Raw genomic sequence first — 1,401 nt, 5'->3', positions numbered from 1 at the left:
CAGCGCGCGCTGTCCTTTTCGCTTCAGACGGCTTTCACGATCGTGATGTTCATCTCTTTCCGCAAGTCAATCTCATACGGGCTTTTCAGCTCCTCGCCTGCTGGGTTTTTGATGACGCGGACGATGGGGCGGAGCGGGAAGCCCGGAAACACTTGCGAGACGACGCCGACGTGCCCGGTGTTGAGCAAGACGGTCGTGGCGACCGGGTAGATGGCGATGTGAGAGAGAAACAGCTTGATCAGATCATAGTCTAAAATGCCGCCGGCGGCGGATAGGTATTCGGCTGCCTCGTGCGGCGAGTATTGTCTTCGGTGGTAGCGCGCCGATGTCAAGGCGTCAAAAACGTCGGCGATGGCGACGATGCGGGCGTATTCGTGAATTTCATCGCCCGATAAGGCGCGCGGGTAGCCGCTGCCGTCGCACCGCTCATGGTGTTGCAAGGCGCAGTGGGCGGAAAAGAGCGAAATGTTGCGCTGGCGCCGCAACAGCTCGAAGCCGAGATACGTATGGCGGCGGACGATTTCCTTTTCCTCTTCCGTCAAGAATCCTTTTTTCCGCCAGAGCCCATCAGGAAGCTGCGTCATGCCGATGTCAAACAACAGCGCGCCGATGCCAAGGTCGAGCAGCTGCTGGGGGCGGTAGCCTTTGGCGATGCCGATGACACCCGCAATGGTGGCGACGTTGACTGAATGGTGGAAAAAGTATCCATTGGAAATGACCAAATCCGACAAGTTGATGAGCAAATCTTCTTGTTTTAGCAAATAATCCAAAATGTCTTTGAACACTTTTTCGTACTCTTTTCCTAAATCGAGGGAGGACACACGGCTGAGCAGTTTTTTTTGCTCAATCAAGGCCGTCATCGTCTCGTACACTTTTTTCACTGCCTGCTGGCGCACGGTCGGGCTGATGAGCGGGCGCGGGCGGATGTCATATGTTTGTTTGTCGTCAATATAAATGTATTGAACCCCTTTTTGTGCTAAAGAACGGATGTAGCCGCTGGTCAGCCGCACGCCGCGCGACAAAAGGACGCTGCCGTTGGCGGCGAACAAGTCGACAGCGAGCACGTCACCGCTTTTCGCATGGGAAATATGGACCTTTCGCATCGTTCACACACTCCGTACCTTCCACATCATAAGAAAAAACACCTATGCCTATCTTACCATATTTTCCTATGTTTTTCACAAAATCTTCAAAAATATTTTTGATTGAAACATGGATTGGATGGGTAATAAAAAGTGTAGGGATTTACAGTTTTATAAGATAAGGAGTGGTCAGCGATGATGTATAACGTTCGCGGGGAAAACCTCGAAGTAACTCCAGCGTTGCGCGAGTATGTAGAGAAAAAAATCGGGAAACTGGAACGCTACTTTGATGGCACTGATGATGTGTATGTGCACGTCA

2 protein-coding genes are annotated in these 1,401 nt (G+C 51.7%); one reads left to right on the top strand and one right to left on the bottom strand.

The annotated features are described in order from the left end of the window. Positions 1–23: 23 nt before the first annotated feature. Positions 24–1,103 (bottom strand): HD-GYP domain-containing protein, encoded by a 1,080-nt coding sequence (locus VU18_RS13645; RefSeq protein ID WP_023633668.1) that lies wholly within the window; start codon positions 1,101–1,103, stop codon positions 24–26. Positions 1,104–1,277: 174 nt separating this feature from the next. Between VU18_RS13645 and hpf the strand changes: the two genes are divergently transcribed. Further along, positions 1,278–1,401, top strand: a 124-nt coding sequence (hpf, locus tag VU18_RS13640; RefSeq protein ID WP_047758270.1) for a ribosome hibernation-promoting factor, HPF/YfiA family, incomplete at its 3' end; no start/stop codon positions are given.

Source organism: Geobacillus sp. ZGt-1, from assembly GCF_001026865.1.
In the GTDB taxonomy this organism is placed as follows: Bacteria; Bacillota; Bacilli; order Bacillales; family Anoxybacillaceae; genus Geobacillus; species Geobacillus thermoleovorans.
This window is presented reverse-complemented; position numbering and strand designations above follow the sequence as displayed.